Below are 23350 nucleotides of genomic sequence, written 5' to 3' on the forward strand. Positions count from 1 at the left end.
CGAGCTTATCACCTCAGACGGGTTCGACGAAGCCGGTGATCTCGAGGCCGAAGCCGGCCATGCTCGGGATCTTGCGCGGGCTGGCGAGCAGACGCATCTTGCCGACCTTGAGGTCGCGCAGGATCTGGGCGCCGACGCCGAAGAGGCGGGCATCCCACTTGACGGCGGGCTTGCCGTCGCCGCGCAGGCCGGCGAGGAGCTCCGAGCCCGACTGCGGGCGGTAGAGCAGCACGATGACGCCCTGTTCGGCCTGGGCGAGGCGCGCGAGGGCCTGGTTGACCGGGAAGCTGTGACTGCCGCTTTCGGGGTCGAGGAAGTCGACGACCGAGATCGGTTCATGCACGCGCACGAGGGTTTCGCGCTCGGGGCGGATCTCGCCTTTTGACAACGCGAAGTGCACTTCGCCGGTGGTCTTGTCTTCGAAGGCCGACAAACGGAAGCGGCCGTGCGGGGTGTCGACGTCCTTTTCGGTGACGCGTTCGACGAGGTGTTCATGCGCCGAGCGGTACTGGATCAGGTCGCGGATTGCGCCGATCTTGAGGCCGTGTTCCTTGGCGAATTCGACGAGGTCCGGCAGGCGGGCCATCGTGCCGTCGTCCTTGAGGATTTCGCAGATCACGGCGGCGGGTTCGAGCCCGGCGAGCGAGGCGAGGTCGCAGCCGGCTTCGGTGTGGCCGGCGCGGATCAGCACGCCGCCGTTCTGCGCCATCAGCGGGAAGATGTGGCCGGGCTGGACGATGTCGGTGGGCTTGGCGTTGCGCGCGACGGCGGCTTCGACGGTGCGCGAGCGGTCATGCGCGGAGATGCCGGTCGTGACGCCTTCGGCGGCTTCGATCGAGGTCGTGAAGGCGGTGCCGTGCGGCGAGCGGTTGTTGCGCACCATCAGGTGCAGGTCGAGCTGTTTGCAGCGCGCTTCGGTGAGCGTCAGGCAGATCAGGCCGCGGCCGAATTTGGCCATGAAGTTGATGGCTTCGGGCGTGACGTGCTCGGCGGCGAGGACAAGGTCGCCTTCGTTTTCGCGGTCTTCTTCATCGACGAGCACGACCATGCGGCCGGCGCGGATTTCTTCGACGATTTCGGTGATCGGGGACAGGGCGGTCATTGTGCGGCTTCCTCGCGCCAGGCCAGCAGGCGTTCGCAGTAACGGGCGATCAGGTCGATCTCGAGGTTCACGCGGCTGCCCGCTTTGAGGTGCTTGAGATTGGTGACGGCGACGGTGTGCGGGATCAGGTTGATCGAGAATTCGCGGCTTTCGACGCGATTGACGGTGAGGCTCACGCCGTTGACGGTGATGGAGCCTTTGCGTGCGATGTATCCGGCGAGCGCGGCCGGGGCGCGGATGACGAGTTCGTGGCTTTCGCCGACCGGCGTGAAGCTGACGACTTCGCCGACGCCGTCGACGTGGCCGGTGACGAGGTGGCCGCCGAGTCGGTCCGCGAGGCGCAGGGCCTTTTCGAGATTGACTTCGTTGCCGACGGCGTCGAGGCCGGCGGTGCAGTTGAGGGTTTCGCGCGAGACGTCGAAGAGGGCGTTTGCGCCTTCCATTGCGATGACGGTGAGGCAGACGCCGCTGTTGGCGATGCTGTCCCCGATTTGTACGTCGGAGAGGTCCAGCCCGTTGGTGTCGACGGTCAGGCGGACGCCGTCCTGCAGGGGATCAATGCGTTCGATTCGGCCGCAGGCGGCCACGATTCCGGAAAACATGGGATGAGGGTCCCAAGGGAGTGGGGAAGGCGCAATTGTAGGCGAAATGCGGTGAGATGCGGGGCTTGGGGGCTTTTTGCGGTCTGGCCGCAAAGGGTTCTGACCGCACCCGGGCGCCGGCAGCTCTGCCGGGCAGGCGCTCGCGGCCTTCGGCTTCCCGTCGCGAAACTGGTTCCGGGAGCGGCGACGCAAACTCGCCGGCTGCGCCGGCTCAGACATGCGTCGCCTTCTTCTCCCGGAACCAGCCCCGCGACGGCGCTCGCGGACAGCCCGGCAGAGCTGCCGGCGCCCGGGTGCTACGCCGTGCAGATTGTGCCTGCGGCGGCTCTTGCTTCGTTTAGCGCAGCGCGCGGTCGAGGATGTTGCCGAAGGCGTCCGCCTTCATGAAACCGACGACGCGAAGATTGTTGCGTTCCTGGCCTTTGCCGTCGAAGAAGATGATTCCGGGCGGGCCGAAGAGGTTGAAGCGCTTGAGGAGCGCCTTGTCGTCGTCGCTGTTGGCGGTGACGTCGGCCTGCAGCAGCAGCATGCGGTTCATGCGGCTGGCGACGGCGGGCTCGCTGAAGGTGAGGTGTTCCATTTCCTTGCAGGACACGCACCAGTCGGCATAGAAGTCGAGCATCACCGGGCGGTCGGCGGCGGCGATTTTGGCTTCGAGGTCGGCAATGGAGGTGACGCGCTGGAAGGTCGGTTGGGTGGCGGACTGCGGGCCGGGGGCGGCCGTGGCTTCGGAGCGCAGCACGGCGAGCGGTTGCAACGGGTCGCGCGAGCCGGCGAGTGCGCCGACGAGGATGGCGCCGCCACCGATCAGCGCGACGATGCCGATGCCTTTCCAGAAGCGCTGCCAGCCGCGGGCGTTGGTCGGTAGCGGGTCGAGGGCGCGCAGGAAGATGCCGGAGAAGAGCAGCAGCGCGCCCCAGGCGATCATCGGCACGAGCGACGGCACGACCGGCGTGACGAGCCAGATCGCGACGCCGAGCAGCATGACGCCGAACGCTTTCTTGACGCCGTCCATCCACGGGCCGGCCTTGGGGAGCACCGATCGGGCGGCGACGCCGACGGCGATCAGCGGGGCGCCCATGCCGAGGGCCATCACGAAGAGGGCGGCGCCGCCGAGGACGGCGTTGCCGGTCTGCGCGATGTAGAGCAGCGCGCCGGCGAGCGGGGCGGCGACGCAGGGGCCGACGATCAGCGCGGAGAGCACGCCCATCACGACCACGCCGCCGAGGCTACCGCCTTTCTGGTGGCTGGCGGTGTCGGAGAGGCGGCTTTGCAGCGCGGTCGGCAGTTGCAGTTCGTAGAAGCCGAACATCGACAGCGACAGCACGACGAAGACGAGCGCGAAGCTGCCGAGCACCCAGGCGTTCTGCAGCGCGGCCGACAGCATCGTGCCGGACATGCCGGCCGCGACGCCGGCGAGTGCGTAAGTGACGGCCATGCCGAGGACGTAGGCGAGCGAGAGGAGCAGCGCGCGGCCGCGCGAGATGTGGTGGCCGTGGCCGACGATGATGCCCGACAGGATGGGGATCATCGGGAAGGTGCAGGGGGTGAAGGCGAGCAGCAGGCCGAAGCCGAAGAAGCTGACGAGGATGAGCGGGACGCTCGCGTCGCGCAGCAGGCCGGCGATGCGGCCGCTTTCGTCGCCTTCGAAGCTGGCGTTGGTGGTGCTCATGGCGCCACTGGTACTTGCCGCCTTGTCACCGCCCAGGAGGCCGTCGAGGAAGTTGCCGCCAGTCTTGACGGGCTTCGCGAGGAGGTCGATGTCGGCGCCCTGCGAGTTCGGCGGGTAGCAGATGCCGCCGTCCCAGCAGCCCTGGCTCGTCGCCGTGAGGCGGAACTTGGTGACGCCCTGCGGGGCGGTCACCGGCAGCAGGATGGTCACCGACTTGCGGTAGGTCTCGACCTCGCCGAAGAACTCGTCCTTCTTGACCTTGCCGGGCGGGCGCTGCGGCGTGCCGAATTCGACGCCGTCCGCTTCGGCGCGGAAGCGGAACTTGTCGCCGTAAAGGTAGTACTCGTCGGCGATCTTGTAGGTGACTTCGACGGTCTGCGCATCGAGCGCCTGGGCCGAGAGCACGTAGGCCTCTTCGGGGCGCATCGGGGAACCGGCAGCGTGGACGGCGGGGGCGAGGGAAAGCAGGCTGGCGACGAGCGCGATCAGTGACAGGAGACGGTGCATGGAGCGGTGATGTCGGCGGGACGTTCGGAGGTTCGCAGCGGCGCGAACCGGCACATTATCGGGGCATTGTAGGGCGGCAGGCGCGGGCCGCCTTCGACATCGGTCAAGTCATTCGCTTTCTTCTTACTTTCTCTTCTTGCGTTCATTTGGCGGACGGGGGCGGCGCACCGTCGGTGGGTGCCAGTGCCGTCTCTGCAGCGACCCAGTCGAGATACGCCGGAAGTCCCCGCATTACAGGGACAGCGACAATCTCGGGAAGTTCGTAGGGATGTTGCTCGCGGATCGCCGCCTCGAGCGCCGGGTAGCGCTCGGCGGTGGTCTTCATCAGCAGCGGGATTTCCTCGGCGCGCTCGACCGCGCCCTGCCAGCGGTACACGGAGCGGCAGGGGGCGAGGATGTTCACGCAGGCGACGAGGCGCGCTTCGACGAGGCGGGCGGCGAGCGCGTCGGCCGTGGCGGCGTCGGGCAGGTTCGTCAGCACGATCAGGGTGTCGGTCATCGCGGGGCTCCGCGTTCGGAAGACATCGATTTTCCCAGACTCCGGCCGGGCGGGCGAGTTCGACCGGCCGCTTGGCGTCGAAAGCTGATCGAAAGCTTCTTTGCGTTCAATCGCTCCCGTCGGCGCCGCGCACTGTCCTGCGCGGCGGGACGCGCAATCCACATTCCAAGATGGGAGGAGATTTCATGCAAAGGAATACCTTGACCGCGATCGCGCTGGCGGTCGCCGCGGCGGCGCCGCTGGCCGCGCAGGCACAGTCGAACGTGACGATCTACGGGCTGATCGACATCAACCTGTCTGCCGAACACTCGGGCGACCAGCGCTTTCATGGCCTCGCACATAGCGAACTGAACGGCACGCGTCTGGGCTTCAAGGGGAGCGAGGATCTCGGCAACGGGCTGAAGGCGATCTTCACGCTGGAAAGCGGATTCAACCCCGGTACCGGCACATCCGAGCAGGGCGGGCGGCTTTTCGGTCGTCAGTCCTTCGTCGGCCTCGAAGGCGGTTGGGGACGCTTCACGCTGGGCCGCCAGTACTCGCCGGCCTTTGTCGCGATCGATCCCTTCGATTCGACCGGCAGCTCGGACCGCAGCGTCGGTCTGTTGTCGCGCAAGACGGGCGGCGTGAAACCCGCCTATGAGGTGCGTTTCGACAACATGGTGAAATACCGTTCGCCGGAGTTTGCGGGCTTTTCGGTCGACACCGGCTACTGGTTCGGAGAAAAGCCGGAGAACGCGGCCGGCGACGCGTCGCAGCGCCGCGAGGGAGACGGTTACGGCGTGACCGGCCTGTATAACAACGGCCCGCTGTCGGCGTCGATCACGACCCAGACGGTGTTCCGCGACAAGACCAGCGGCAAGGTGCGCACCAACGGCCTGGGCCTGTCGTGGGACTTCGGTCCGGCGAAGGCCTTCCTCGCCTACACGCAGGACCGCGAGCTCGGCAGCCAGGGTGAAGGCAAGGCGCGCACCTACGACGTCGGCGTCGCGATCAAGGCCGGTTCGCAGGGCACGGTCGCGATCAGCTACGCGAACCGCAACGAGTCGAACGATCCCAAGGCCGAGGATGCGCACGGCTGGTCGCTGTACTACATGCACGACCTGTCGAAGCGTACGACGCTGTACACGGGCTATTCGCAGCTCAGCAACAAGGACGACGCCAACTACTCGATCGGCAACCTGACCCCGGCCGCCGGCGACGATCACCGCGTGATCATGGCAGGCATCCGGCACAAGTTCTAAGCTAACCCTGTTTCTCCTCTGCGGCCGCGAGGCGGTCCGCTTGATCGACCCTGATCGGTGGCTGAGGCCGTCGTTCGGGGTCGTTTTTCATTTACGTCTCACGTCGCGTTTGTAAGCAATCTTGCAGCGATCGGCGCCGAAAGCGTTCCGAAAGGCGCTTCAGACAGCATCTCTGTCATACCAAGGATTCATTCCACGGAGACAGCCACCATGCAGATCACGGGCATGCTTCACGGCGCCAAGCTGTTGCGCTTTGCCGACTTCCCCACCCCCGAGGTGCTCGGCCCCGACGCCAGCGAGGAGGACATCAAGGACCTGATCGAGCGCCACGGCTCGGTGTTCGTCAAGCCGGTATTCAAGGGCGGCGTCGGCAAGAAGGGCAAGGCGGGCCTGATCGGCCGCGCGAAGGACCTGAAGACCGCGCTCGCCGAGAAGGAGCGTCTGTATTTCGTCGAGCACTGCCATGGCAACCAGGTCGCCAAGGCCAACGGTGTGACTTTCGAGGCGGCGGTGCCGGCCGAGCATGAGGTGTATTTCTCGATCACCGACGCGACCCAGTTCCGCGCGCCGACGATGACGCTGACGCACTGCGGCGGCATGGACATCGAGGAGCTCGAGCCGTCGAAAGTCGCGCGCATCCCGTTCGATCCGCTGACCGGCCTGAAGGCCTTCGTCGTCGCCAACGCGCTCGCCGACATCGGCGCGCCGAAGGAGATCATCTCGCCGCTGGTGCAGCAGCTGCCGAAGCTGTGGGAGCTCTATCACGACTTCGGCATGACGACCCTCGAATTGAATCCGATCCGCATGCGCGCGGACCGCCGCGGGCGGCTGACGCCGGTCGCGTGCGACTTCAAATGCGGCTTCGACCGCGACGATCCGCGCTGGCATCGGCTGGACCTGCCGGCGCATCTGTTCGCCGCGGACTACTCGGACTTCGAGCAGGAGATCAATCAGCTGCGCACCCACCAGGGGCAGAGCGACGTCTACGTGATCAACGAGCACGGCACGATCCTCGCGCCGACCTTCGGCGGCGGGGCGAATTCGCTCGTCACCGAGATGCTCGGCGACGACGCGATCATCTCGTCGGACTTCGGTGGCAATCCGCCCTACGAAAAGATGAAGTCGGTCGCGTCGATCTGCTTCAAGCACTGGCTCGCGCAGTCGAACGTTCTCTTCGTGATCGGCGGCAAGTCCAACAACACCGACATCTTCGAGACCTTCCGCGCGATGGCCGACGCGCTGCGCGAGCACTTCTCGCGCAACGGGCCGACGCCGCTTTATGTCGTCGTCGGCCGCGGGGGGCCGAACCTCGTGCGCGGCATGGGCGTGATGCGTGACACCTGCGAGGCGCTGGGTATTCCGTATCGCCTCTTCGGCTTCGACTCGGCGATGAGCGAAGTCGTCGATTACGCGCGCGAAGTCAATGAATGGATGAAGGCCGGCGGGCGCGACGAGATCGCGCGCAGGCTCGGGCTGGCCACGGCTGCCTGAACGCACAAGACATCAAGGAGACAGCCATGTACCAGCAGGGTGTGGGGGAATTCAAATATTTCGTCGGGATCAGTTCGCTGGCGCAGATCGCCACACGGCACGACCGCGTCTGCGTGCTGAACATCCTCGGCGGCGAGTCGAGCGAGGTGACGCCGGTCGGGCACGCGTGGTCGGGCGGCAACGTCGTGTTCGGCACTTCGCCGGGGCGACGCGGGCAGGTGCTCGAGACGCCGATGGGCAACATCCCGGTCTATAACAGCGTGCGTGAGGGCCTCGACGACGGCCACCGCTTCAATTGCGGCGTCGTCTATCTGCCGCCGTCGGCGGCGCGTGACGGCGTAGCGGAGCTGATCCGCGTGAATCCCGAGCTGAAGAAGATCTTCATCATTACCGAAAAGATTGCCGTGCACGACGCGCGGGAAATCCGCGCGATGGGCCAGCAGCACGGCATCGACATCTTCGGCGCGAACTGCCTCGGCGTCGCGGATTCGTGGAACCAGGTGCGGATCGGCGGGGCGCTCGGCGGGGACAGCCCGTCGGATACGCTGAAGCCCGGCTCGATCGCGGTGCTGTCGAACTCCGGCGGCTTCACGACGACGATCGCGCAATACCTGCGCATGGCGGGCTGGGGCACGACGACGCTGGTGTCGAGCGGCAAGGACGTCTACATCCACTACGCGGCGCCCGAGTTCGCGTTCGCGCTCGCCAACGACGCGCGTAGCAAGGCCGCGGTGCTGTACTGCGAGCCCGGCGGCTACTACGAGCGCGACGCGGAGTTCACTAAGCCCGTCGTTGCCTGTGTGGTCGGCCGCTGGAAGGCCAAGCTCACGCGCGCGGTCGGCCACGCCGGCGCGATGGCCGGCGGCCACGACGACGCGGCGGCGAAGGAGCGCTGGTTCATGGAGAAGTTCGGTGTCGACGCGATCTTCACGCCGGAGAACCCGGTGTTCTCGCCGAAGGGCGCGGTCGTGACGAACATCGCCCACATTCCGGCCGCGCTGACCGCGGTGATGCGCGCGAACGCGACGCTGCCGGACTTTGCGCCGGAAGGCACGATGGAGCTCAAACCCTGGTTCGGTTCGAATATGGGCCTCGCGCTGCCGGAGAAGCTCGGTCTGCCGGTCGTCGCTGCACCGGAGCCCTACCGCGCGCAGATCGCTGCGCTCGCGAAGCAGGTCGGCGCGGTGTTCCCGCGCGAGTCTCTGAAGGATGCGTCGGGCGCGTCGAAGATGGATCCGAAGACGCAGGTGTCGAGCCTGCATGGCCTCTCCGTGCTGGAGGCGGCGCGGCTGCCGCTGGAGGCGAACGTCGGTCTCGCGCTATTGCGCGAAGCGGGCGGCGACAATGACCGCAAGCTCGTGAATGTCGCGCTTGCGGCCTGCGTGAATCTGCATGGCGACCCCACGCTTGCGGCAGCACAGGCGGCGCGCGAGGCCGGCAACGCGCCGAACAGCGTGCTCGCGGCGGCGGTCTCGATCGTCGGGCCGAAGCGCGCCGAACGAGCGCGCGAGATCGTCGCGGCCTTCATCGAACGCTTCAGCGCGGCCGGGCTGCTCGACGCGCGCGCCGAGGACTTCGACCTCGCTCCCATCGTCGATGACGGGGCGCTCGCCCGGCTGGTCGTCGCCGAGCAGTCCGACCCGCGCACCGATGCGATGCTCGCCGGGCTTGAGGCCCGTGGTGCGCGCTCGGTGTTCGTACGCTACCTGCGCGGCGTCGGCCGCCCGGTCAGTGCTGACGCGGTGCTCGCCGCGGCGACGACGACGCTCGCGTGGGGTCCGCTGATGCGCAAGCGTGTGTCGCGGCTCACCGTCGAGACGCTGCCGTGGTGGATGAAGCTCTTCGGTGCGCTGATCGGCGCTTCGGCCGACGCGGCGCAGCATCGGCCCGAAAGCTTCTGCGGCATGCCAATGACGGAACTGCTCGGCGAGGCGTCGATGACCGACGTCGCATGTCGCGCCTTGCTCGACCGCGCGCCGGACGCGGCGGATCGCTTCGCGTTCCAGACGCTCGTCGGCATCCTGCTGACCAACGGCCCCGGCACGATCTCGGCGCAGGGGGCGAAGGGTGCGGTGTCGGCCGACGGTCCCGAGTCGCCCCGGCGCGTGCAGCTCAACAAGGCGATGGTCGGCTTTCTGACGCATACCGGCTACGCGCATGGCGGGAACGGCTTCGAAGGCGTGCAGTTCCTGATCGACGCCTTCCGCGACACGCCGCTCGCCGACCCGGCGGATGCGGCGCACGGCCTCGACCTCGCCGCCCTCGCACGGGGCTGCGCCGACGAGTACGCCCGCTACAAGGCCGATGCGAGGTCCGCCGGCAGCCTCGATCTGCGCAAGATCCCGGGTGTGAATCATCCGGTGTTCAAGGATCGCCCGGTCAATATCGATCCGCGGGAGGCCTTCATCCGCGAGCTGATGGCCGAGCGGGGCGAATCCAACGTGTTCCACGACTACTACCGCGCGCTGGTGCAGGCGCTGTTCGATGCCGGCGTGTCGCGTACGGTGTATTGCGTGAATATCGATGCGGTGATCGCGGCGCTGCTGCTGAAGCTCACGTGGAAACCGTGGCGTGCCGGTGAGATCGGTGAGGCGGCGCTCGAATCGGCCGCCTTCACGGTGTTCCTGTACGCCCGCATGCTGGGTTGCGCTGCCGAGGTCGACGACCACCTCAATCGCGGCCGCAACATGGACACGCGCACGCCGGCGTCGCAGTGCCGCTTCGTGAGTTGAGCCTGGTGGCCCCGGTCAGAACAGCGCGAGCTGGGGCGAAGGCGGGTCCGGCCGCCGGAAGAGGTCGGTCCGCAGGTCCAGCGTGCGCTCGTTGAGCCTGTTGCGGCGGCAGGCGAGGTGGAAGCGCTGGCGGATCAGGTCGGCGTAGGTGCCGGAGCCGCGCATGCGGCTGCCGAAGCCGGGGTCGTTGTCGCGGCCGCCGCGCGCCTGCTGCACGAGGCTCATCACGTGCCTGGCGCGATCCGGGTAATGCTGCTCGAGCCAGTCGACGAAGAGCTCGCGCACTTCCAGCGGCAGGCGCAGCAGCACATAGGCTGCCTGGGAAACGCCGGCCGCGGCGGCGGTTTCGAGGATGTGCTCGATCTCGTGGTCGGTCAGCGCCGGGATCACCGGCGCGACCAGCACCGCTGTCGGGATGCCGGCTTCGGCCAGTCGGCGCAGGGTCTCGACGCGGCGGTGCGGAGCCGTCGCGCGCGGCTCCAGGCGGCGGGCGAGTTCGGGGTCGAGGGTCGGCAGCGAGACGTTGACCTGCGCGAGCCCTTGCGCGGCCATCGGCGCGAGAATGTCGATGTCGCGTTCGACGAGTGCGCCTTTCGTCGTCACCGACACCGGGTGCCCGAATTCGGCCAGGACTTCGAGGATCTGGCGCGTGATGCCGAGCTCGCGCTCGAAGGGCTGGTAGGGGTCGGTTGCCGCGCCGAGCGCGAGCACGCCGGCACGGTAGCCCGGCCGGCTGAGCTCCGCGCGCAGCACGGCCGCGGCGTCGCGCTTGACGAAGATCTTGGTCTCGAAATCGAGGCCGGGCGACAGGCCCAGGTAGGCGTGAATCGGCCGCGCGTAGCAGTAGATGCAGCCGTGCTCGCAGCCTTTGGCGGGGTTCACGGAGCGGTCGAAGGGGATGTCGGGCGAGCGGTTCCAGCTGATGACGGTCTTCGCGCGGTCGTCGAAGAGCATCGTCGGCACCCGGCTGGCGGGCGGTGTGTCGTCGTCGAGCTGCGCTTCGCGGGTCCATTCGAGAAAGCGCGAGCTGGTGTTCGTCGCGGCGCCGCGCCCGCGGAGTCCCCGTCCCGGTTTTTCCTTATCCACGTCTTTCCTTTGCCGAGGGCCCGTGACTGTGACTCGCCGGGACGCTGACGGTTCTGGAAAGCTGCCGGAAGGGTTCAGCGCGGACGCATCGCGTCGTCCCATTCGCGCAGGAAATCGCGACGCTTGATCTGGTCGAGGTAGGCGAGCAGCGAGGTGCCGAGCGCGATCGGCCGGAAGGCGGTGCCCAGTTGCTGACGCAGGCTGGAGGCGGCCTTGCCGGGGGCGTCCTCGCGCACCGAGAAGAGGCCCGCGCCTTGGGCGAGGATCTCCTGGCCGTGGGCCGAGAGCAGGAAGTCCAGCCACAGGCGCGCGGCGGCCGGATGCTGCGCCTTGCGCGCGATGAAGGCGACGCGGCTCAGCACTAGGGTGTAGTCGCGCGGCCACACGACACCGATCGCCGGATCGTGCTGGGCGCGCGACTGGGCATAGGAGCCGAGCAGGTTGTAGCCGATCAGCACCTCGCCCGAGGCGATGCGGTCGAGCATTTTGGCGGTGCTGGCATGGCGCTCGACGCCTTCGCCGCCCATCGCGCGCACGAGCTGCCAGAAGGCGGTCGGGTTCGCCTGCGCGTCCTGGCTGTGCAGCAGCAGGCCCAGGCCCGAGCGCTCGGGGTCGTAGGTCGCGAGCCGGCCGCGGAAGCGCGCCGGCTGCTCGGTGAGCAGGCGGATCAGCGCCGCGTGCGTGTCGGGGACTTCTTCGGGCGAGAGCGCGCGCTTGTTGTAGACGAAGGCCGCCGGCTCGTAGGTCGTGCCGAAGGCTTCGTCCTTCCATGTGGCCCAGGCGGGCAGGGAGGCCGTTTCCGGCGAATGCCAGGGCTGGGCGTAGCCGTCGTTGACGAGCTTCACCTGCAGGTCCATCGCCGAACTCCACAGCACGTCGGCGCTCGGGCCGCGCTCGCTCTCGGCGACGAAGCGCTGGTAGAGCTCGCTCGAGTTCATGTCGTGGTAGTCGACGTGCAGGCCGCGGTACTGGGCCTCGAAGGCGGCGATGACCGGCTGCACGACGTCGCGGTCGGTCGCACCATAGACGATCACCGTACCGCCTTCGCGCAGCGCCGTCCCGAGCCGGTCGGGCGTGACCTGCGCGAAGGCCTGTATCGCGAGCGCCATCGTCGCGGCGATCGCAGCGCCCAGCACCCATCGGATCCAGCTCATGAAGTCTCCCTTCCCTTCCTGTCCCGCACCTGGCTTGGCCCGGCCGGCGTTTTACGACAATAATGGCCTTCCAAGCTTTCGATTCACTTTCGTTTTTTCCGAACCGATCATGCGCCTGCTGCTAGTCGAGGACCACGCCGAACTCGCCGAATGGGTCGCCAAGGCCCTGCGCCATGCCGGCTATGCGCTCGACGTGTTGGACCGCGGCGATCATGCCGATCACGCGCTGAAGAGCCAGAGCTACGACCTCGTGATCCTCGACCTGTCGCTGCCCGGGCTCGACGGCCTCGAAGTGCTGCGTCGGCTCCGCAGTCGCCAGCAAGGGGCTCCGACCCCGGTGCTGGTGCTCACCGCGCGCGGTACGACCGAGGAGCGCGTCAAGGGCCTCAATCTCGGCGCCGACGATTATCTGCCGAAACCCTTCGAGCTGGCCGAACTCGAAGCGCGCATCAAGGCCCTGCTGCGCCGCAGCGGCAATCTCGTGCCGATGGTGCGCATCGGCCGGCTGGAGTTCGACACGACGAGCCGGCTCGTCGCCGTCGACGGCAAGCCGCTCGCGCTGACGCCGCGCGAGCTCGCCGTGCTCGAAGCCCTGCTGTCGCGCGTCGGCCGTCCCGTCGCGCGCGAGGCGTTGTTCGAGAAGGTGTTCGACTTCGATGCCGAGGCGCGCGTCGAGGCGATCGAGATCTACGTCTCGCGCCTGCGCAAGAAGCTCGAAGGCTCGGGGGTGGTGATCAACACGCTGCGCGGCCTGGGCTACGTGCTGGCCGAAGCGGCCGCTTGAAAGCCGCCGCCCCGATGCGCCCGCGCTACAGCCTGCGCCGGCGGGTCGGCTGGTGGCTGCTGCCGCCGCTGCTGATCCTGCTCGCGATCAACGCGGTGTTCGCCTATCGTAGTGCGCTCGAAATCGTGAACCGCGCCTACGACCGTTCGCTCACGGCGTCGATCAAGGCGGTCGGCGAACGCACGCACTCGCTTGCGGGCGAGATCCACGTCGACATCCCGTACTCCGCGTTCGAGGCCTTCGAGGACAGCGCGCAGGAGCGGCTCTATTACGCCATCGTCGCGCCCGACGGCGCGGTGCTGACCGGCTATCCCGATCTCGCGCCGCGCGAGTTGCCGCCCGAAGGCGGTGAGGTCCGTATCGCCAACGCCGAGTACCGCGGCTACGACGTGCGCCTCGGCGCGATGCGCAAACGCCTGTACGACCCGGCGCTCAAGGGCGGCGACGCGGTGCTGATCGTCTTCGCCGAGACCACCGGCGCGCGCAATCGCCTCGCACGCGATCTCTTCTTCGACAGCCTGCGGCGCCAACTCGCGCTGATCGGCGTCGGCGCCGTGCTGATCGTGCTCGCGCTGCGCTCGGCCTTCCGCCCGCTGGTCGAACTGCGCAACGCAATGCGCAACCGCGACGAGGAAGACCTGACCCCCGTGCCCGGCGGCAACGTGCCGAACGAGGTGGGCCCGCTGATCGACGCGATCAACCATCACATGGAGCGCCTCTCGGCGATGCTCGTCGCGCGCCGCCGCTTCCTCGCCGACGCCGCGCACCAGATCCGCACGCCGCTCGCGGTGCTGACGACCCAGGCGGAGTATGGCCTGCGCCAGGAGGACCCGGCCGAAATGCGGCGCACGCTCGCGAGCCTGCTGGCGAGCATCCATTCGACGCGCCGGCTCGCGAACCAGATGCTCGCGCTGTCGCACGCCGAGGCGATCAACGGCGTGATCGGCGAGCGCGCGCCGGTCGAGCTCACGGCGCTCGTGCGCGACGTCGCGATGGACCTCGTGCCGCTCGCGCTGAAGAAGCACATCGATCTCGCCTACGAGGGTCCGGACGCGCCGATGACGCTGCAGGGCAACGCCGCGATGCTGCGCGAGATGGTCGCGAACCTCATCGACAACGCGATCCGCTACAGCCCACCGGAGTCTCAGGTCGTCGTCGCGACCGCGGCCTGGGGCGAGGAGGCGGTGATCAGCGTCTGCGACGAAGGGCCGGGCATCCCGCCGGCCGAGCGCGAGAACGTCTTCAAGCGCTTCTACCGCATCCTCGGCCAGGGCGACAGCGAAGGCAGCGGGCTGGGCCTCGCGATCGTGCGCGAGATCTGCTGGGCGCACCGCGGCAAGGTCACGCTGAAGGAGGGCGAAGGCGGGCGTGGGCTGTGCGTGGAGATCGAGTTGCCGCTCGCGTGAGGGCGTTGGGGCTGCGCGTCGGGTACGGACCGCGCTATCCTGAGACTTTCCGACACGCGATTCCTGACAATGAATACCTCTTCGGCCACGCCTTTCGCCCGCTGGCCCGACGTGCCCGCCTGCTACGACTGGCTGTCGCTCGACCGGCGCGGCGGCTGGCGGCTGCAGGGCGAGCCGGTCACGCATGCCGGCCTGTTGCGATTCCTTAACGACAATTACACGAGCGACGACGCCGGCAACTGGCTCGTGCATAACGGGCCGCAGCGCGTCTACGTGACGCTCGACTACACGCCGTGGGTGCTGCGGCTGCAGCCCGACGGCAACCTCGTCGCCCACACCGGCGCCGCGGCGGGTGCGGTGGACGCGGTGCATCTCGACGACGAGGGTAATGTGCTGCTGCATACGGCGCTCGGCATCGGGCTCCTCGACGACCGCGACCTGCAGGCTTTCCTCGCCGCGTGCGTCGGGGGCGACGGTGCTCCCGTCGACGACGACGGGTGGGTCGCGCTGATGGCGGGCGAGGGGAAGGCCTTCTGGTGCGGGTTGCCACTTGCCCTCATCGCGCGCGACGAGGTTCCGGCGCGCTACGGCTTCCGGGCGAGGCCCGCGCCTTGATGTGAGCGGCGGCGATGGCGACGGCGAGCTTCCGCTTCTATGAGGAACTCAACGACTTCCTCGCCCCGGACCGCCGTTACCGTGAATTCCAGGCCCTCTGCGCACGGGCCGCGACCGTCAAGCACATGATCGAGGCCTGCGGCGTGCCGCACACCGAGGTCGAACTCGTGCTGGTCAACGGGGAGTCGTCAGGCTTCGACCGCTTGCTCCACGACGGCGACCGCGTCTCCGTCTATCCGAAGTTCGAGGCCTTCGATGTCACGCCGCTCTTGCGCGTACGCGAGCACCCACTGCGCCACATGCACTTCGTCGCCGACGCGCACCTCGGCGGACTCGCGCGCCTGCTCCGGCTGACGGGCTTCGACACGCTCTACGACAACCATTTTGCGGACGACGCGATCGAGGCCATCGCCGCGGCCGACGGCCGCATCGTGCTCACCCGCGACCGCGAACTCCTCAAGCGCCGCACCATCACGCACGGCTGCTACGTGCACGAGCTCAAGCCCGAACGTCAGCTACGCGAGATCTTCGACCGCCTCGACCTGGCGCGCAGCGCGCGTCCTTTCACGCTGTGCCTGGAGTGCAACGCGCCGCTGCGTGCAATCGACAAGGCCCTCGTCGAAGACCGCCTGCCGCCCAGCGTGCGCGAACGCCATCAGCGCTTCAGCACCTGCGATGTGTGTCGGCGCGTGTTCTGGGAAGGCTCGCACTGGGTGAAGATGCACGACCTCGTCGGGCGCCTGCTGGGAGACTGAGCGCCGCCCGGCTCAGCGCGTCGGCATCTGCGCGACCGTATCGCGGCTGATGCGGATGTCGGTCGCCATCAGGTAGTAGATGACGCCCTTCGGGTCGATCGTGCGGATCTGCACCGGCAGGCTGAAGTGTTCGATCGCGATCCACACGTCGGTCATCTCGCGCCCGGTGCCGTAGGACGCGCGCAGGTGCAGCGTGCGCCAGACCTGGCCCCAGGGCATCTGTAGCGCTTCCTCGCCGATCTGCTCGAGGCGGTACTCCACCAAGGTGCCGCCCGTGGTCACGGCCAGGTTACCGCTGCTGACGACGCCCGGATAGCCGATCTGGTAGAGGAAGGACAGCGTGTCCTGCGCATTCTCCGGCAGTGGCGCGGTGCCGGCAGCGCTGCGGATCTGGCCCTTTTTCCAGTCCATCTCGACGGCGAGTTCGCCGGGGCGGCCTTCCTGGCGTTCGACGAAGCGATCCGGACGCAGGCCGGCGGCCGTGAAGTGACCGGTGCTTTCCCACAGCTTGCGCCCGGGCTGGAACCACGGGATCGGTGTGACGGTGACCGGTTCGGACAGGGCGGAGAATTCGTAGCTGCCGTCTTCCTTGATCTCCCACTGGTGCGTGTTGCGGCCCATCGGGTAGCGGCGCTCGCCCATGAAGGCGGCGTAGCTGATGCGCCCCGCGCGCGGCCAGGCGCTGCTGCCGCCGGGGGCGGCGTCGGGCGAGGGGGTGGCCGCGGCTGCTGCGCTGTCGGCGGGACCCGCCGGCGTGTCGGTCGTTGCGACGTTTTCGGGCGCGGCTGCCGTTTCGGGTGCGGGTTCCGGCTTTGCCGGTTCGGGCGGCGGTTCCGGCGCCTCGATCGGCTTGTCGGTGATCGCGGCTTCCGGCTTCTTCGGCGGCGGCTTCGGACGCGGCGGTTTCTTTTCGGCGGCGGGGGCGGGCTGGGCGGCTGCGGCGAGCGGTTCGGGCTTCGGCAGCGTGCGCACGAGCGTGACGTCGAGCGGCTGAAGGTCGGGTGGCGGGCGCAGGTCGAGGCGCGTGCCGACGAAGAGCAGCGCATGCAACAGGAGCGACAGACCGAGGGCGATCAGCAGGCGGCGCGGGACGGCGGGGGAGCGGTACGGCTTGGATTCGGGCATGGATCAGCGCCTGTGCGCCAGTGGAGGCCAGGGCATTCCGGCGGTGGGCTGCCATTCTACCGCGCCCGGCCTGTCGCTTCGGGCTCGTCCGCGGCAATGCCGGATGCAAAAAGATTGTATTGTCATGGACACGGGCGGGTTTGCTCAAGTCGACCGTGTCGGCGGCTCACGTGGCGGCCGGAGCGTGCAGCATCTCGCGGTAGAAATCGACGAAAGCTCGCACGCGGGCCGGCAGATGCCGTCCGGGCGGGTAGACGGCATACACGCCGCCGCGCGCGAGCGACCACTCGGGCAGCAGGCGCACGAGGCGCCCGTCGGCGATCGCCGCTTCGGCGCTGAACTGGTCGAGCGCCGAGATGCCCGCCCCGCTTTCGAGCAGCGCCCGCAGCGTCGCCGCGGAGTCGGCCCGCAGGCGGCTACGCATGCGCACGCTGCGCACTTCGCCGGCCGGCGAAGTGAATTGCCAGGTGAGCGGCGAGGGCAGCAGGCTCAGCGCGACCCAGGGGTGGTCGGCGAGGGCTTCGGGCCGCTCGGGCCGCGGCGCGTCGCGCAGGTAGTCCGGCGAGGCCACGACGCACTGTTCGAAGTCCGTGAGCTTCACCGCGCGCTGGGTCGAGTCGCGCAGCCAGCCCATGCGGAAGCTGACGTCGATGCCTTCCTCGACGAGATCGACGACGCGGTCGCTGGTGCGCAGCTCGATCTGCAGGCCGGGGTGCAGTGCCGCGAAGGCGGCGACGACGCGCCCGAGCGACTGCACGGCGTGATCGACGGTGCAGCCGATGCGCAACGTGCCGGTGAGTTCGGCCGGGCTGCTGCCGAGTTGGGCGAGCGCGTCCTCGATGCCGCGCAGGCGCGGCGCGCACTCGTCGTAGAGCATCTGGCCGGCGTCCGTCAGGGCGACACGGCGCGTGGTGCGCGAGAACAGGCTTGCGCCGAGATGGGTCTCGAGCCGTCCGATTTCGAGGCTGACCTTGGCCTTCGCGATGCCGAGGCGATCGGCCGCCGCGGTGAAGCCGCCGGCTTCGGCAACGGCGGCGAAGATCGACAGCGCGTTGAGATCGATGCGGTCAGAGAGGCTCATTTCAATTGTCCAGAATTGGAAAACAGTGAATTTTCACTGTTGCGGTTTTTCTCTGCAATCGGGATTGCGATGATGGCGCCGTTCCAATTTCAAATTGATCCTCTACGAAAGGTGATGCAGATGAAGATTGCTCTGATCGGTGCTTCGGGTTACGTCGGTTCCGCGCTGCTGAGGGAAGCGCTTGCGCGCGGGCTGCAGGTGAAGGCGCTGGTGTCGAATCCTGCGAAGATTGCCGCGCAGGCGGGCCTCGAGGTCGCGAAGGTCGATGTGCTGGACACGGCTGCGCTGGCCGCACAGCTTCGTGGCGTGGATGCCGTCGTCTCGGCCTTCAGCGGCCACGCGCAGAGCGACGTGTTCGGCTACTACGTGCAGGGCATCCGCTCGATCATCGCGGCGGCGAAAGAGGCCCGTGTGCCGCGCCTGCTGGTCGTCGGTGGCGCCGGCAGCCTCGAAGTGGCGCCGGGCGTGCAGCTCGTCGATACGCCGGAATTCCCGGCGCAGTGGAAGGGCACGGCCGAAGGTGCGCGCGAGGCGCTGAAGCTGCTGCGGGCCGAGCCGGCGCTCGACTGGACGATGCTGAGCCCCTCGGCCCACCTCGAACCGGGTGAGCGCAGCGGCAAGTTCCGCCTTGGCACCGACCAGTTGCTCGTCGACGCGCAGGGCGAGAGCCGGATCTCGGTCGAGGATTACGCGGTCGCGATGATCGACGAGGTCGAGAAGGCGGCGCACTCGCGGCACCGCTTTACCGTGGGCTATTGAGCTGGCGGGGGCGACGACCGCCCCCGAAGGTTCTAAAGATTGCCGACGCAAGTGATCGCGGTTCGGACCGAGCTGTTGATCAGGCTTGCATCGTTGAGCTTCGGCTTTGGTGCGCCGGCAAGGGCGGTGGCCGCGTTAGAGATGTCCTCGAGTTTGTCGATCGCGTCCGGAAACTTCTGCAGCTGGATCTTGGCGGCGGCGGCATCGAGCTTGGCGAGCAGGTTGCTCTGGTCCGTCGCGGCACTTCTGCCGAGGAACGTGCCCGCCATGATTGCGGCCTCCACGGCGTTGAGTTCCGGGGCGCACGCGACCGTATAGTGTGTCGCCTGCGCTGGCCCGGCGCCGAAGGCGCAGGCAGCGGAAATCAGTGCGGCAGCAAGGGTCCGGTTTGCGAGTGACATGATCTTCCTCCTGTTCGGAATTGATTCGGGGGCAGCTTTCCAAATATAGGAGGGCGATTTCAAAAACACTACTCGCGTATATGGTATTTCGGCGTCGATCGTGATCGAGGATGCGCAGGGTGACGATCTCCTGCGTTCAGGGCGAGGCCTAGCCGCCGCTCAGCGCCCCCACGATCACCAGTTCGTCTCCGTCCGCGATGGGCTGGGCGAGCGTCAGGGCGCCGTTGCCGTTGAGGAAGAAGCGCACGTGCGGGCGGATCGCGCCGTGTTCGTCGACGACGCGAAAGCGCAGGCCGGGGAAGCGCCGGTCGATGTCGTCGAGCACGGCGCCCAGCGTCGCGCCCTCGACTTCGAGTTGCGATAGGCCCCCCGTGTAGCTGAAGAGCTGGCCGGGGATGCGAACCCGTACGCTCACTTGACTACCCTCCTGTCGCTACGCGACATCCTCCCCGAGGGAAGGTGAGCGCCCCCTTCGGGCGGCCGGGCGGGGGCGCTCATGCGGCCCCCACCGCCGCCTCGACCGAGAAGATCTCGGGCAGATGCTCGGCGATGCGGCGCCACGAGGCGCCTTCGTCCGTGCTCGCCCACAGTTCGCCGCTGGTCGTGCCGAAGTAGAGCCCGAGCGGATCGCCCGCGTCGGCGCAGAAGGCCTGGCGCTTGACAGTCCACCATGCGTGCTCCGATGGCATCCCACTGTCCTGGCGTATCCAGCTTTCGCCACCATCGCGGCTGCAGTACGCGGCAGGCCGGCCGCCGGGGGAGGTGCGCGGCCAGTTCTCGGTGCCGTCCATCGGGAACACCCACAGCGTGTCCGGGTCGCGCGGATGCAGTACGACAGGGAAGCCGATGTCGCCGATTTCGGTCGGCATCGCGCGGCCGATGCGCTGCCAGGTGTCGCCGGGGCGGTCGAGGCGGTAGATACCGCAGTGGTTCTGCTGGTACAGGCGGTCGGGGGCGAGCGGGTGCAGCGCGACGTGGTGCGGATCGTGGCCGAATTCGGCGTTGGGGTCGGGCAGGAATTCCGCGGCAACCCCGCGGTTGAGCGGGCGCCAGTTCGCGCCGGCGTCGGTCGTCTCGAAGGTGCCGCCCGAGGACACGGACACGTACATGTGCTTGGCGTCGCGCGGGTCGACCAGGATCGAATGCAGCGGCGGGCCACCGGGAATCGGTCCGACCGCCTCGCGGATGACCGGCATCAGGCCGCGGTTGAAGCCGGCGACTTCCTGCCACGTGTCGCCGCCGTCTTCGGAGCGGAACAGCCCCGGTGGCACCGTGCCGGCGTACCACACGTCGGGTTCCGACGCGTGGCCGGGCGCGAGCCAGAAGACGATGTCGACGCTCGCGGCTTTCGGGTCGTCGGACGGGGCGAAGGCGGGTGGTTTGCTCGCCTCCTGCCAGGTGTCGCCGAAATCGGTCGAACGGAACAGGCTGGGGCCGAGATGGCCGGGACGCGTGCCCATCAGCAGCGTCCTGCGGTCGCGCGGATCGAGCACCATGTGATGCACGGCCGAGCCGAGGAAGCGGGGACCGGCGAGTTGCCAATATTGTCGGCTGGCGTCGCCGCGGAGGAAGAATGCGCCCTTGCGCGTCCCGATCAGCAAAACGACGTGGTCCATGCGTTTGCCCTCCAAGAGCTATCAGGATAGATAGTCTGCCACTGGAAACAAGGCGCCCGGAGGCGGGGCGACACTGCGTTACACTTGCCGGCCACGCTTCCCGCGCCCCGACCCCGCGATCCCGACATGTCCCACGCTTCCGACCCGCAACATTGGCGGGCCGTCGCTCTGCTTTCGGTCGCCGCATTCGCGAGCGGCGCATCGGCGCGCTTGTGCGACCCGATGCTGCCGGATCTCGCGCGCACTTTCGGCACGAGCGCGACCGCGACGGCCCAGGTCGTGTCGGCTTTCTCGGTCGCATACGGCCTGCTGCAGGCCGTCTTCGGGCCGCTCGGCGACCGCGTCGGCAAGTACCGGCTGGTCGCGCTGACGACGCTCGCCTGCACCGTCGGCACCCTCGGTTCGGCGTTCGCGACCTCGCTCGAGATGCTGATCCTGTTCCGGCTCGTGCTCGGCGCGTCGGCGGCCGGCATTATCCCGCTGTCGATGGCCTGGATCGGCGACACCGTACCCTACGAGCAGCGCCAGGCGACGCTCGCGCGCTTTCTCGGCGGACAGATCCTCGGCGTGATCGGCGGCCAGTTCATCGGCGGCGTCTTCACCGACACGCTCGGCTGGCGCTGGGCCTTCGGCTTCATCGCGCTCGTCTACCTCCTTGTCGGCCTGACGGTGCTCGCCGAATCGCGCTCGAATGCGACGACCCATCACCGCCCCGCGGCGGACGTCCCGCGTGCCGGGATCGTCACGCAGGCCATGGGCGTGCTCGGCATCGGCTGGGCGCGGGTGATCCTCTCCGTGGTCGCGCTCGAAGGCATGCTGGTGTTCGGCGCGCTTGCTTTCGCGCCGAGCTATCTGCACGAACGCTTCGGCCTGTCGCTGACGATGGCGGGCGCTCTGATGGCCTTCTTCGGGCTCGGCGGGCTGTCCTACATCGGCTTTGCGCGCCATTTCGTCCGCCGCTTCGGCGAAGTCGGGCTCGCGCGGATCGGCGGATCGCTGCTCGGCGCGGCGTGGTTGCTGCTCGCGGTGGCGCCGTCGTGGATCTGGGCGGTGCCGGCCTGCTATTGCGTCGGGCTGGGCTTCTACATGCTGCACAACACGCTGCAGACGAACGCGACGCAGATGGCGCCGCAGGTACGCGGCACGGCGGTGTCGCTTTTCGCGTCGGCCTTCTTCCTCGGCCAGTCGGCGGGCGTCGTGCTCGCCGCGGCGCTGCTCTCGCACATCGGCGCGAACGGCGTGTTCGGGCTCGCGGCGCTGTTGCTGCCGGTGTTGGCGCTGGGATTCGGGCGCCTGCTGCGGGCGCATCACCGGCTGCGCAAATGAAAATGCCGGCGCAAGGCCGGCATCGCGCTGCAGTCGGAAGGGCTTACTTCGCGGCCTTCGCGTCGGCCATGCACTTCTTCATGAACGAGTTCTTGGCGGCGCCGGCGAGCGGCTTGCCGTTCTTGTCCATGGCCTTCGTGGCGCATTCGTTGCTCGCGGCCTTCGACATTTCGCCGTGGCACTTCTTCATGAACGAGCTCTTGGCAGCGCCGGCCAGGGGCTTGCCGTTCTTGTCGACGGCCTTCGCTTCGCAGCTCGAGTCCGGCGCTGCCTGTGTAGCGGGCTCCGCAGCGGGGGTCTGCGCGAAGGCGCTTGAAGCGAGGAAGAGGGAGGTCAGAAGGACTGCGGTCAGACGGGACATGCGCGTATCTCCTGGTTGGCCGGGCGGCGGTGCCGTCCGGGGTTTACGGAATGCTGCTTGCAAGTTGCGATCGCAAATATACGCCCGGATCGGCCATGTCGGGGGAAGATGTCAGCGCGATCGTATGAAGAGGATCGGTCTCGCAACGCATGTCTGTTCTATGATCCTTGCGATTGCCCGGACAAGTGCGTCCGCGCCTTACGCCTCGTTACGTGGGCATCACGAGACGCTTGGCAATATCTGATGTATAAATCAAGTAATATGGCGTACGCATGAAGTGCGCCCGGGTTGGCCGGGAAGATCAGGCAGGGAGGTTGAGCGCAATGGAAAGGACAGCTCCAACCGCCCTCGTTGCAAGTCCGGACAACAGCTTTCGCGAAAAAATCGTTGCCGCTGCGGAACTCGCAGGCGTTCAGCTGGTTGCCCACGTATTCAGCCATGAACAACTCGCCGCGTTGCTCGGCGCCCTGCATCCGGACCTTCTGGTGTTTGACGCGGACCCGAACGGACCGGGAGAGCGGGAGCGGCTTTCGTCCCTCCGTCATTCAAACTCCGGAACTGCAATTCTTATGGCTGCCAGCGACCTGGCCGACAAGCGCGTGTCGGATGGGCTGTTGCACGGGGTCTGTGGGTTCGTGGCGAAGAGCAGCGGCAGCCGAGAATATGCCAATGCCATGCTTGCGATCCTGCGCGGAGAAATCTGGCTTGGTCGCGAGAAACTGGCGCAGGTGCTCACGAGCCTCATCGACGCGATCAATCTGCAGGCCCAGCACCGGGAGAGCGCGGGTGCAGCCGAAAGGCTGAGCCCGCGGGAAGAGGAAATCGTCAGGCTGATCACGCGCGGTTGCACCAACAAGGAGATCGCCAGGGCGCTGGGCATGAGCGACAAGACCGTCAAGGCGCATCTGAGTCACATCTTCGCCAAGCTCGGCGTCACCCGGCGTGCCCAGTTGGCCTTGCAGCGCAACGCTTCCGGCTCCTCGGTCGTCGGCTGATATTCCCCTGCCCACAGCGGCCTAGGCCGACCGTCACAGG

The 23350-nt window shown here is 67.9% G+C and carries 22 protein-coding genes; 10 read left to right on the forward strand and 12 right to left on the reverse strand.

Going from position 1 to position 23350, the window contains the following annotated elements; genetic code table 11:
• Nucleotides 1–13 precede the first annotated feature (13 nt).
• From ribBA to cutA, 4 genes are all read right to left on the reverse strand, one after another.
• The gene (gene ribBA, locus AZKH_RS02180; protein WP_015434095.1) at nucleotides 14–1102 is read right to left on the reverse strand and encodes a bifunctional 3,4-dihydroxy-2-butanone-4-phosphate synthase/GTP cyclohydrolase II; all 1089 of its coding nucleotides are present in this window, start codon (nucleotides 1100–1102) and stop codon (nucleotides 14–16) included.
• Nucleotides 1099–1704, reverse strand: a complete 606-nt coding sequence (locus tag AZKH_RS02185; RefSeq protein ID WP_015434096.1) for a riboflavin synthase — start codon at nucleotides 1702–1704, stop codon at nucleotides 1099–1101. The genes ribBA and AZKH_RS02185 overlap by 4 nt, the downstream gene beginning before the upstream one ends.
• Nucleotides 1705–2041: 337 nt before the next feature.
• A complete protein-coding gene (locus AZKH_RS02190; protein ID WP_015434097.1) occupies nucleotides 2042–3883 on the reverse strand; it encodes a protein-disulfide reductase DsbD in 1842 nt (613 codons plus the stop codon).
• A 142-nt stretch (nucleotides 3884–4025) separates the two neighbouring features.
• Nucleotides 4026–4382 carry a divalent-cation tolerance protein CutA gene (cutA, locus tag AZKH_RS02195; RefSeq protein ID WP_015434098.1) on the reverse strand — a complete coding sequence of 119 codons (357 nt, stop codon included), beginning with the start codon at nucleotides 4380–4382 and terminating at the stop codon, nucleotides 4026–4028.
• A gap of 185 nt (nucleotides 4383–4567) precedes the next feature.
• Between cutA and AZKH_RS02200 the strand changes: the two genes are divergently transcribed.
• The 3 genes from AZKH_RS02200 (at nucleotide 4568) to AZKH_RS02210 (ending at nucleotide 9846) form a co-directional block, all read left to right on the forward strand.
• Complete coding sequence (locus AZKH_RS02200; RefSeq protein WP_015434099.1) at nucleotides 4568–5623, forward strand: porin; 1056 nt, start codon at nucleotides 4568–4570, stop codon at nucleotides 5621–5623.
• A 210-nt stretch (nucleotides 5624–5833) separates the two neighbouring features.
• Nucleotides 5834–7114 (forward strand): ATP citrate lyase citrate-binding domain-containing protein, encoded by a 1281-nt coding sequence (locus AZKH_RS02205; protein ID WP_015434100.1) that lies wholly within the window; start codon nucleotides 5834–5836, stop codon nucleotides 7112–7114.
• A 26-nt stretch (nucleotides 7115–7140) separates the two neighbouring features.
• Entirely contained in the window at nucleotides 7141–9846 is a 2706-nt protein-coding gene (locus tag AZKH_RS02210) for a CoA-binding domain protein (RefSeq protein WP_015434101.1), read from the forward strand.
• Nucleotides 9847–9861: 15 nt separating this feature from the next.
• Here the strand turns inward: AZKH_RS02210 and AZKH_RS02215 are convergent, their stop codons facing one another.
• Both AZKH_RS02215 and AZKH_RS02220 read right to left on the reverse strand, forming a co-directional pair.
• On the reverse strand, nucleotides 9862–10932 hold the full coding sequence (locus AZKH_RS02215; protein WP_015434102.1) for a PA0069 family radical SAM protein: 1071 nt from the start codon (nucleotides 10930–10932) through the stop codon (nucleotides 9862–9864).
• Between the two features lie 74 nt (nucleotides 10933–11006).
• Nucleotides 11007–12086: an ABC transporter substrate-binding protein gene (locus tag AZKH_RS02220; protein ID WP_015434103.1), complete on the reverse strand. Its 1080-nt coding sequence runs from the start codon at nucleotides 12084–12086 to the stop codon at nucleotides 11007–11009.
• Nucleotides 12087–12195: 109 nt separating this feature from the next.
• On the opposite strand from AZKH_RS02220, the gene AZKH_RS02225 reads away from it, so the two are divergent.
• The 4 genes from AZKH_RS02225 (at nucleotide 12196) to AZKH_RS02240 (ending at nucleotide 15646) form a co-directional block, all read left to right on the forward strand.
• Nucleotides 12196–12870, forward strand: a complete 675-nt coding sequence (locus AZKH_RS02225; RefSeq protein ID WP_015434104.1) for a response regulator — start codon at nucleotides 12196–12198, stop codon at nucleotides 12868–12870.
• Entirely contained in the window at nucleotides 12867–14276 is a 1410-nt protein-coding gene (locus tag AZKH_RS02230) for a sensor histidine kinase (RefSeq protein ID WP_231874451.1), read from the forward strand. The genes AZKH_RS02225 and AZKH_RS02230 overlap by 4 nt, the downstream gene beginning before the upstream one ends.
• A gap of 69 nt (nucleotides 14277–14345) precedes the next feature.
• Nucleotides 14346–14891 (forward strand): DUF2946 family protein, encoded by a 546-nt coding sequence (locus tag AZKH_RS02235; RefSeq protein WP_015434106.1) that lies wholly within the window; start codon nucleotides 14346–14348, stop codon nucleotides 14889–14891.
• A 14-nt stretch (nucleotides 14892–14905) separates the two neighbouring features.
• Entirely contained in the window at nucleotides 14906–15646 is a 741-nt protein-coding gene (locus tag AZKH_RS02240; RefSeq protein WP_015434107.1) for a Mut7-C RNAse domain-containing protein, read from the forward strand.
• Nucleotides 15647–15658: 12 nt separating this feature from the next.
• Here AZKH_RS02240 and AZKH_RS02245 read toward each other — a convergent pair whose 3' ends face one another.
• Together AZKH_RS02245 and AZKH_RS02250 are read right to left on the reverse strand one after the other, a co-directional pair.
• Entirely contained in the window at nucleotides 15659–16771 is a 1113-nt protein-coding gene (locus AZKH_RS02245; protein WP_015434108.1) for a DUF3108 domain-containing protein, read from the reverse strand.
• Nucleotides 16772–16937: 166 nt separating this feature from the next.
• Nucleotides 16938–17852: a LysR family transcriptional regulator gene (locus AZKH_RS02250; RefSeq protein ID WP_015434109.1), complete on the reverse strand. Its 915-nt coding sequence runs from the start codon at nucleotides 17850–17852 to the stop codon at nucleotides 16938–16940.
• Between the two features lie 120 nt (nucleotides 17853–17972).
• Here AZKH_RS02250 and AZKH_RS02255 point away from each other — a divergent pair, with 120 nt between their 5' ends.
• Complete coding sequence (locus AZKH_RS02255; protein WP_041656696.1) at nucleotides 17973–18611, forward strand: NAD(P)-dependent oxidoreductase; 639 nt, start codon at nucleotides 17973–17975, stop codon at nucleotides 18609–18611.
• 32 nt (nucleotides 18612–18643) lie between these two features.
• On the opposite strand, the gene AZKH_RS02260 is transcribed toward AZKH_RS02255, so the two are convergent.
• The 3 genes from AZKH_RS02260 to AZKH_RS02270 form a co-directional block, all read right to left on the reverse strand.
• Nucleotides 18644–19012 carry a hypothetical protein gene (locus tag AZKH_RS02260; protein WP_015434111.1) on the reverse strand — a complete coding sequence of 123 codons (369 nt, stop codon included), beginning with the start codon at nucleotides 19010–19012 and terminating at the stop codon, nucleotides 18644–18646.
• A 148-nt stretch (nucleotides 19013–19160) separates the two neighbouring features.
• Nucleotides 19161–19427, reverse strand: coding sequence for a MoaD/ThiS family protein (locus AZKH_RS02265; RefSeq protein ID WP_015434112.1), 267 nt, complete (start codon nucleotides 19425–19427; stop codon nucleotides 19161–19163).
• A 79-nt stretch (nucleotides 19428–19506) separates the two neighbouring features.
• On the reverse strand, nucleotides 19507–20628 hold the full coding sequence (locus tag AZKH_RS02270; RefSeq protein ID WP_015434113.1) for a glycosyl hydrolase: 1122 nt from the start codon (nucleotides 20626–20628) through the stop codon (nucleotides 19507–19509).
• 126 nt (nucleotides 20629–20754) lie between these two features.
• Between AZKH_RS02270 and AZKH_RS02275 the strand changes: the two genes are divergently transcribed.
• A complete protein-coding gene (locus AZKH_RS02275; RefSeq protein WP_015434114.1) occupies nucleotides 20755–21954 on the forward strand; it encodes an MFS transporter in 1200 nt (399 codons plus the stop codon).
• 43 nt (nucleotides 21955–21997) lie between these two features.
• Here the strand turns inward: AZKH_RS02275 and AZKH_RS02280 are convergent, their stop codons facing one another.
• The gene (locus AZKH_RS02280) at nucleotides 21998–22315 is read right to left on the reverse strand and encodes a hypothetical protein (RefSeq protein WP_015434115.1); all 318 of its coding nucleotides are present in this window, start codon (nucleotides 22313–22315) and stop codon (nucleotides 21998–22000) included.
• 323 nt (nucleotides 22316–22638) lie between these two features.
• On the opposite strand from AZKH_RS02280, the gene AZKH_RS02285 reads away from it, so the two are divergent.
• Entirely contained in the window at nucleotides 22639–23310 is a 672-nt protein-coding gene (locus AZKH_RS02285) for a response regulator transcription factor (protein WP_015434116.1), read from the forward strand.
• Nucleotides 23311–23350 lie beyond the last annotated feature (40 nt).

The organism is Azoarcus sp. KH32C (genome assembly GCF_000349945.1).
Classification (GTDB): Bacteria; Pseudomonadota; Gammaproteobacteria; order Burkholderiales; family Rhodocyclaceae; genus Aromatoleum.

Excerpts from the sequence above, each read along its gene's own strand:
- ribBA (WP_015434095.1), bottom strand. The coding sequence starts at position 1,102 with ATGACCGCCCTGTCCCCGATCACCGAAATCGTCGAAGAAATCCGCGCC.
- AZKH_RS02185 (WP_015434096.1), bottom strand. The coding sequence starts at position 1,704 with ATGTTTTCCGGAATCGTGGCCGCCTGCGGCCGAATCGAACGCATTGAT.
- AZKH_RS02190 (WP_015434097.1), bottom strand. The coding sequence starts at position 3,883 with ATGCACCGTCTCCTGTCACTGATCGCGCTCGTCGCCAGCCTGCTTTCC.
- cutA (WP_015434098.1), bottom strand. The coding sequence starts at position 4,382 with ATGACCGACACCCTGATCGTGCTGACGAACCTGCCCGACGCCGCCACG.
- AZKH_RS02200 (WP_015434099.1), top strand. The coding sequence starts at position 4,568 with ATGCAAAGGAATACCTTGACCGCGATCGCGCTGGCGGTCGCCGCGGCG.
- AZKH_RS02205 (WP_015434100.1), top strand. The coding sequence starts at position 5,834 with ATGCAGATCACGGGCATGCTTCACGGCGCCAAGCTGTTGCGCTTTGCC.
- AZKH_RS02210 (WP_015434101.1), top strand. The coding sequence starts at position 7,141 with ATGTACCAGCAGGGTGTGGGGGAATTCAAATATTTCGTCGGGATCAGT.
- AZKH_RS02220 (WP_015434103.1), bottom strand. The coding sequence starts at position 12,086 with ATGAGCTGGATCCGATGGGTGCTGGGCGCTGCGATCGCCGCGACGATG.
- AZKH_RS02225 (WP_015434104.1), top strand. The coding sequence starts at position 12,196 with ATGCGCCTGCTGCTAGTCGAGGACCACGCCGAACTCGCCGAATGGGTC.
- AZKH_RS02235 (WP_015434106.1), top strand. The coding sequence starts at position 14,346 with ATGAATACCTCTTCGGCCACGCCTTTCGCCCGCTGGCCCGACGTGCCC.
- AZKH_RS02240 (WP_015434107.1), top strand. The coding sequence starts at position 14,906 with ATGGCGACGGCGAGCTTCCGCTTCTATGAGGAACTCAACGACTTCCTC.
- AZKH_RS02245 (WP_015434108.1), bottom strand. The coding sequence starts at position 16,771 with ATGCCCGAATCCAAGCCGTACCGCTCCCCCGCCGTCCCGCGCCGCCTG.
- AZKH_RS02250 (WP_015434109.1), bottom strand. The coding sequence starts at position 17,852 with ATGAGCCTCTCTGACCGCATCGATCTCAACGCGCTGTCGATCTTCGCC.
- AZKH_RS02255 (WP_041656696.1), top strand. The coding sequence starts at position 17,973 with ATGAAGATTGCTCTGATCGGTGCTTCGGGTTACGTCGGTTCCGCGCTG.
- AZKH_RS02260 (WP_015434111.1), bottom strand. The coding sequence starts at position 19,012 with ATGTCACTCGCAAACCGGACCCTTGCTGCCGCACTGATTTCCGCTGCC.
- AZKH_RS02270 (WP_015434113.1), bottom strand. The coding sequence starts at position 20,628 with ATGGACCACGTCGTTTTGCTGATCGGGACGCGCAAGGGCGCATTCTTC.
- AZKH_RS02275 (WP_015434114.1), top strand. The coding sequence starts at position 20,755 with ATGTCCCACGCTTCCGACCCGCAACATTGGCGGGCCGTCGCTCTGCTT.
- AZKH_RS02280 (WP_015434115.1), bottom strand. The coding sequence starts at position 22,315 with ATGTCCCGTCTGACCGCAGTCCTTCTGACCTCCCTCTTCCTCGCTTCA.
- AZKH_RS02285 (WP_015434116.1), top strand. The coding sequence starts at position 22,639 with ATGGAAAGGACAGCTCCAACCGCCCTCGTTGCAAGTCCGGACAACAGC.